This window comes from Microcystis sp. M079S1 (assembly GCF_020246425.1).
Taxonomy (GTDB): domain Bacteria; phylum Cyanobacteriota; class Cyanobacteriia; order Cyanobacteriales; family Microcystaceae; genus Microcystis; species Microcystis aeruginosa.
Genome location: NZ_JADBSZ010000222.1, coordinates 1 through 6,301, shown reverse-complemented (window position 1 = coordinate 6,301; position 6,301 = coordinate 1). Strand labels below are relative to the sequence as shown.

Genomic DNA, 6,301 nt, shown 5'->3' with positions numbered 1-6,301 from the left:
GGGATCTCGATGGGAAGAAGCATATCCTTAGTTAAAGCAGATTTTCTTCCTCAGTGCAACCTAAGTCGATGCTTTCTCACTTAGCGGGTTCATTTTCTAGGTTGACTTCGGCTTCCTTACCAGCATTTATTGAGATGTTGCGAAAACTGCCATAATCAGTAAACAGTAAACAGTGATCAGTAAACAGTAATCGGTGAAAAGACAGTAGAAAACTGCCATTTAATACCGTTCACTTAAAATTCAAATCTGATAACTGAAAACTGAATAGGGGTTTAGCAAATGTCTAACGAAACTGTAACTTATTCCCTAGAAGCCGTTCTGACAAGGATTGAGGGAAAAATCGATAACCTACAAAGAGATGTTACTCAAAAATTCGACAAAATCGATGAACGTCTCACAAAATTAGAAATCGGACAGGTGGAACTCAAAGGAGAGTTAAAAGGAGATATTAAAGCTTTAGATGAGCGATTGACCACGGAAATCAAGGGATTAACAGCACGGATTGCCTATCAGGAATTTACTAACCGGGGAATTCTAATCGCTTTAGTCGTCGCCATTTTGGGTGGTGCAGCTAAACTTTTTGGTTTTTTTCCTAATCCCTAGAAGTGGCTACTAGGCACGGCTAGGATCAAGATCAATGTCATGAATATTTTGATAAAATTCCTTGTAAAAAAGCGGTAGTTTTTAAATCAATACCTGTAATTGCCGTGCCAACAACTACCGAATATGCACCAACTTCTAGGGCTTTTTTTGCTTCTGTTGGGGTCGATATTCCTCCTTCACAGATAACAGGAACTGATAACTTATTAACTAATTCTTCTAGGAAAGAAAAACTCGGCGGCTGCAGATGTTTAGTCGCTTCTGTGTAACCGTAAAGAGTTGTACCGACAATATCAGCACCAGCTGCCACGGCATAAATAGCACTTTCGAGCGAGTCTATATCTGCCATGACTAATTTACCAGTTTCCTGATGAATACAATCAATAATTGTGGCTAAATTTTCATCATTAGGACGCTTTCTTGGGGTAGCATCCAAGGCAATTATATCGGCACCGGCATCGGCAATGGCGAGAGCATCTTGATATTTGGGAGTAATATATACCGAACAATCGCGATAATTGCGTTTCCAGAGTCCAATTATCGGTATATCCGGCAATTGTTGACGGGTGGCTTTCAGATGAGCGGGACTATCAATTCTTACCCCACAAGCACCCCTATCCACACAAGCATGAGCCATGGCGGCAATAATTACAGGATCGTGCAGAGATGACTCCACTGGCGCTTGACAGGAGACGATTAAACCCGATTTTAAGGTTTCTATTCGCATAAATTGGGGTGTAGGGTGTGGGGTGTGGGGTGTGGGGTGTGGGGTGTAGGGAGAAGCTTTTTTCAGTGATCAGTAAACAGTAAACAGTAATCAGTGAACTGAAAACTCACATCTGATAACTGATAACTGATAACTGATAACTGATAACTAACCCCACCAGCAAACTTTTTGCCGCAAACCTTACTTATAAGCAGCAATACACTGTTCAACTAAAGCGGTTACTGCGTCCACATCTTTCCAACCGAGAATTTCTGTGACTTTTTTCTCTAGATTCTTATAGGTTTTGAAAAACTCGGCGATTTCCTGCAAGCGATGGGGAGAGACATCTTTGAGGGATTTTACCTCAGCATAACGAGGATCTTTAGCGGGAACACAGAGAATTTTTTCATCGCGATCACCACCATCGATCATTTCTAGCATACCAATGGGACGCGCCGTAATCACACAGCCGGGGAAAGTAGGCTGATCCATGATCACCATACCATCTAAAGGATCGCCGTCATCGGCGAGGGTATTGGGAACAAAACCATAATCACAGGGATATTGTACCGAAGAATAGAGAACGCGATCGAGAGCAAAGGCGTTTAAATCCTTATCAAACTCGTATTTATTCTTACTACCGGCGGTAATTTCCACTAAAACGTTAATTAAACCTGGTTTCGGTTGGGCAGGAATGCGCGATAAATCCACAAGCTTTCTCCAAATACAAGACAATAGCGCCTTTAGAGTCACCTAAAAGCGCAAGCAAAATTAAAACACACTTTGATTAACTCCGATCCAAATTTTACCCATAAGGGGGATCGGGACGAAGAAAAAAATTTTTATTTTGGCAATCGTCTATCTCAATTCTGTCACCTCATTTGCCTCGTTAGGGAGTAGGATGTGTTACCGGTAAGGGGTTCTTCGGTATAGTTAGGCGTGGAGTTATATCCAATCGCTAACAAGGGTAACGTTAGGGTCAGAATTGCGATCATGGTTCCGAGTAAATTAGCCCACCTATGACTAGGAGGTTCGGAAGTCTTCCCTGACGGGTTGCTTGATTCCATAAAGGGGTCGTGTTGAACTCGACAAGTAAAGAATACGAGAGATATATAGAGCAGTCAGCTATCGGCTTTTAGCTTTTAGCAAATTACTGCTATTTTTTGCCTTTGAGCTTGGTTAACGTCTCGTGAGAAAGCGAAACATTAACAGCAATATTCTCCCTACTAATTATATTTTACCAATTCTTTTCCAAGAGTTCACTCTGATACTTTTCTTGACGATCTCTCCAGATCATGGTCTGTTGGTGTTTGTCCATGTCATACTAAATCAGTTTTTAATAACTGGATTTAGTATCAATCCACAAAAAAAATGTCTGAAAAGCCCAAATATTAAGCGATTCAAACATTTTCTCATTGCAATCGGAGGGTGATATTGACTTTATGTCTTAACTTCGAGCTTACGATAGAAACCTGGCTGTTAATGTAGCCTATTTAACCAAAATATCGATTTTTTGCTTATTTATCGGGATAGACAATGACCCGTTCTTAAAATTATCCGAGTTTAGAGATAATTGGTTAGTAATAATCTCCCAATAAGCCAGGCCCCAGAGACCAGCAAGGCATCTTCAAGCCTTCATTTGTCCTTTCCGGGCATGGACGGCGATCAGGGCTAGTGGAGTTAATCTACCAATATTTACATCATAACTTGATCGAGGGAGAAAAGCCAAGAAGCTGCGAGAAAATTGCCGATTTATCCCGGCCAATATTACTGCTCACATCGCCCCAGATGATGCCGTCAGTCATTCTTCAGCGAGAAACTACCTCGCTAGAGGATTCTGATTCTAGGGGGAGAGAGGGTTTAATTATCCCGTATTTTGTCTCCTCCGGTGTCACTTGACGGATGACCTCCAAAGCTTCCTTGATCATTACTGCCATGGGAACCGCGACAATCACCCCCAGTAAACCGCCCACTCGCGCCCCCGTCAAGACCGAGACCAACACCCAAAAGGGATTTAACCCGGTGACACTGCCCAAAATCCGGGGAGCAATGCCGTTTTCGACAATTTGCTGCACCACTACAGCTACGGCTAAAACTTGCAGAGCTAAACCAATATCGCGCAAAGCTAGTAAAGCTGTCACCGTGACAATGCCGACAGTTCCCCCAAAAGGGATTAAGGCCATGGTGCCAATCAAGAGGCCGAATAGAAGACCAAAAGGAACTTTAATCGATAAAAATGCCGTGACTAATCCCAGGGCCATGCAGGTGGCGCAAATTACCTGTCCGACAAAGTAATTCTGAAAACTTAAGCGTAGGGTTAGGGAAAAGGGTTGTTGGACGGGTTTGGGCAACCATTGGATAATACTCCTCCAGATATCGGGACTGTGGAGAAGTAGATAAAAGGTGAGGATAATGGTTAGCAGCACATCAAGCACCCGCACCACGGTAAAAACCGTGAGATTAAGGGCTAAATTAACGCTTCTTCCCGCTAAAATTTGCAATTCTGCCCCTAAACGACTGTTAAACTGAGCGATAACACCATCGAAACTGATCGGAATCGGTAGATTCATCGTATCGATTTTGGTATCTAGTTGCATCAGTTGGCGCTGTCCCGAGTCTAACCATTCCGGCAATCTGTTGACAAATTGCTGTGCTTGGGTGAAGACTAAGGGAACTAGGGTTATTCCCACGGCCACAAAAATTAAAATCGTGATCAGGGAAACCACGATCGCAGCTAAACCCCGTTTTAATCCCTGACGTTCCAACCAAGTCACCGGATAACCCAAGAGAAAAGATAGAACGGCCGCTATCAGTAAAATAACAAATAAAGATTCAAAATAGCCAAAAATTGCCGATAATGCCCAGACATTCAGGACGACAAGTGGTGCAGCTAGAGCAATCACCAGTAAGCGAGATAAGGAATTCAGGGATTGCCACCACGTCTGAACCCAATTGCGTTTCGGGGGGACGACTTTAACTTCCACCATGAAGCCTCTTAAAAGGTTTGTTTCAATACTTGTATTCTGACAGATCGAAGCCGAACCCGCTAACTCAACCGGGGGGAAGTGGGAAGATGGGGTGTGGGATGCTGACAGGTGTAGGTTTATTACAACAACCTTATGGGTGTAACGGGGGCATCCTGCCGACATTTAAGGTGAACGCATCCGTTAGGCTGTAGACCTAGTCACTCCACACTTGACGAGACAATGCAGTTGCATTACCATCAAGATGTTTTTACAAACAGGCTGAGAGGTCGCAATGGCTGCAACGATGGCTCCATGGCCAGAATCCACTCTTACCGATCGCTATCAGACTACAATTCCCGATTCCGTTCGCAAAGCCCTTGGCTTGAATAAGCGCGATAAAATCTGCTACAACATACAGCCCGACGGCAAAGTATGGATTTCCAGGGCTGACGGGGCAGAAGAAAATGATCCGGTGCTTGGGAAATTTCTGAATTTTCTTGCACAAGATATGGAACAGAACCCTCAACATATACAGGCAATTAGTTCTAACCTAGTCAATCATGTTCAATACTTGGTCTCCGGCGTTGATCTGGATTTTGATGCACCACTTCTGGATGAGGACGAATAAGGTTGTCTATAGATCAGCCCCTAATAATTAATGGATGGAACATATTTGCTCATCCTCTGTTCCTTGAACAGTTTGAAGAACTTGTGACGCAGGTTGAAGAGCTGCGTCACAAGTTTCCTAAAGATTATAAAAGGAAAAATGTGACAAAGCGTCTAGCTGCCATAGCAAAGTTAGCCTTTGATACTATTCCTCAAGACCCAACTCGCAGTGAGTATCGACAGGGAACTGCGCTTGGAGACGATTACAAACACTGGTTTAGAGCCAAGTTTTTTCAGCAGTATCGACTGTTTTTTCGATATCATCAAGAAGGTAAAATAATTCTTTTCGCTTGGGTCAATGATGAAAACTCTAAGCGAGCTTATGAGAGTAGTACAGACGCTTATAGAGTCTTTAGAAAAATGCTGGAGACCGGTCATCCTCCTGATGATTGGAATGACCTACTCAAAGAGGCGAAAAGTACAATTAGCCGTTTACGCGAAGCTGCTGAAACCGAAATTTAATGATAGATATGTCTGGACTTCCCCATACATAAATACTAAAAAATCAACACAACCCTTACTGCATGAAGCTTCTCAGAATAAATTGACAAGCCGTCACTGGGTACATTTTCCTTTGAAAATGGCTGTACCGTTGACTGTATCTGGAGTGGAGCGATTCCCTAGAGTTCGCTGTATAGCGATCGCTAACCTTATGGTAACAGATGCTGTCATTAATCTCTAGAGTCAGCGATTCCCTCTGTAGCCATGTTTAGATAGCTAGTACATTTACACTGGAGAAGTTCAGTTATATCAAAGAATTTTAGTTATCTTTTGACAAAAATTAGATAAATTAGCTTTTTTATCTAAAAACTCTAGTAATTCAGCTAGAGATTTTTGAGGATTTTTATATTTCTCGACCTGCCGATTTAGACTGAATTTAATTTCTTCGGGATATTCATCGAACAAATGACTTAAAAAAGTATCAGGAGATTGAGCCTTTATACCCCAAGTTTCTAAAGCTGACAGTGAAAAATCAGGAAGATTATTAGTTAAAATTAGATTAGCTTTAGCCATAACAGCAGTTGCTAGAACATGACGGTCTTTTAAGTCATTTGTCATTAACTCAATTAAACCAGATGGCACTTCAATCATGGCTTCGGGAAAAGCTGCTTTCATTGTCTCCACTAAATTAAGGGCTTTTATTGAAGTTATATTATATCGATTAATCAGATTGCGGGTTGTTTCTTCTAACATTAATTTCGACCAGTAAGGGGAGTATAAAGGGAGCATCTCACCTTTGCAATGAGCATAAATACTTAGTGGAAAAATAGGCTTTTCGAGGGTAATTCTTGTTTTAATTCTCCATGTACGCAGTCTTTAAAAGCCTCTATTTCGTTCCAAGACACGATTAAGAGTGGCTTTT

Annotated in this window: 8 protein-coding genes; 3 read left to right on the top strand and 5 right to left on the bottom strand. The window is 42.1% G+C overall.

What is annotated here, in order from left to right; genetic code table 11:
- Positions 1-279: 279 nt before the first annotated feature.
- Complete coding sequence (locus tag IM456_RS14770) at positions 280-603, top strand: DUF4164 family protein (protein ID WP_149986985.1); 324 nt, start codon at positions 280-282, stop codon at positions 601-603.
- Positions 604-640: 37 nt separating this feature from the next.
- Here IM456_RS14770 and IM456_RS14765 read toward each other — a convergent pair whose 3' ends face one another.
- The 4 genes from IM456_RS14765 to IM456_RS14755 all read right to left on the bottom strand — a co-directional run bounded on the left by IM456_RS14765 (position 641) and on the right by IM456_RS14755 (position 4,293).
- The gene (locus tag IM456_RS14765; protein WP_287694151.1) at positions 641-1,327 is read right to left on the bottom strand and encodes an N-acetylmannosamine-6-phosphate 2-epimerase; all 687 of its coding nucleotides are present in this window, start codon (positions 1,325-1,327) and stop codon (positions 641-643) included.
- A 180-nt stretch (positions 1,328-1,507) separates the two neighbouring features.
- Entirely contained in the window at positions 1,508-2,017 is a 510-nt protein-coding gene (locus tag IM456_RS14760) for an inorganic diphosphatase (protein ID WP_004162542.1), read from the bottom strand.
- Positions 2,018-2,178: 161 nt separating this feature from the next.
- A complete protein-coding gene (locus tag IM456_RS23580; RefSeq protein ID WP_012267246.1) occupies positions 2,179-2,373 on the bottom strand; it encodes a TLTLP motif-containing protein in 195 nt (64 codons plus the stop codon).
- 741 nt (positions 2,374-3,114) lie between these two features.
- Positions 3,115-4,293: an AI-2E family transporter gene (locus IM456_RS14755; protein WP_149986983.1), complete on the bottom strand. Its 1,179-nt coding sequence runs from the start codon at positions 4,291-4,293 to the stop codon at positions 3,115-3,117.
- 271 nt (positions 4,294-4,564) lie between these two features.
- Between IM456_RS14755 and IM456_RS14750 the strand changes: the two genes are divergently transcribed.
- Positions 4,565-4,900 carry a type II toxin-antitoxin system PrlF family antitoxin gene (locus IM456_RS14750; RefSeq protein WP_149986982.1) on the top strand — a complete coding sequence of 112 codons (336 nt, stop codon included), beginning with the start codon at positions 4,565-4,567 and terminating at the stop codon, positions 4,898-4,900.
- A 2-nt stretch (positions 4,901-4,902) separates the two neighbouring features.
- Positions 4,903-5,400, top strand: coding sequence for a type II toxin-antitoxin system YhaV family toxin (locus tag IM456_RS14745; RefSeq protein ID WP_149986981.1), 498 nt, complete (start codon positions 4,903-4,905; stop codon positions 5,398-5,400).
- 288 nt (positions 5,401-5,688) lie between these two features.
- On the opposite strand, the gene IM456_RS14740 is transcribed toward IM456_RS14745, so the two are convergent.
- Complete coding sequence (locus tag IM456_RS14740) at positions 5,689-6,132, bottom strand: VapC50 family PIN domain-containing toxin (protein ID WP_287694148.1); 444 nt, start codon at positions 6,130-6,132, stop codon at positions 5,689-5,691.
- Positions 6,133-6,301 lie beyond the last annotated feature (169 nt).

Coding starts and splice junctions, on each gene's coding strand:
- IM456_RS14770 (WP_149986985.1), top strand. CDS start 280: ATGTCTAACGAAACTGTAACTTATTCCCTAGAAGCCGTTCTGACAAGG.
- IM456_RS14765 (WP_287694151.1), bottom strand. CDS start 1,327: ATGCGAATAGAAACCTTAAAATCGGGTTTAATCGTCTCCTGTCAAGCG.
- IM456_RS23580 (WP_012267246.1), bottom strand. CDS start 2,373: ATGGAATCAAGCAACCCGTCAGGGAAGACTTCCGAACCTCCTAGTCAT.
- IM456_RS14755 (WP_149986983.1), bottom strand. CDS start 4,293: ATGGTGGAAGTTAAAGTCGTCCCCCCGAAACGCAATTGGGTTCAGACG.
- IM456_RS14750 (WP_149986982.1), top strand. CDS start 4,565: ATGGCTGCAACGATGGCTCCATGGCCAGAATCCACTCTTACCGATCGC.
- IM456_RS14740 (WP_287694148.1), bottom strand. CDS start 6,132: ATGTTAGAAGAAACAACCCGCAATCTGATTAATCGATATAATATAACT.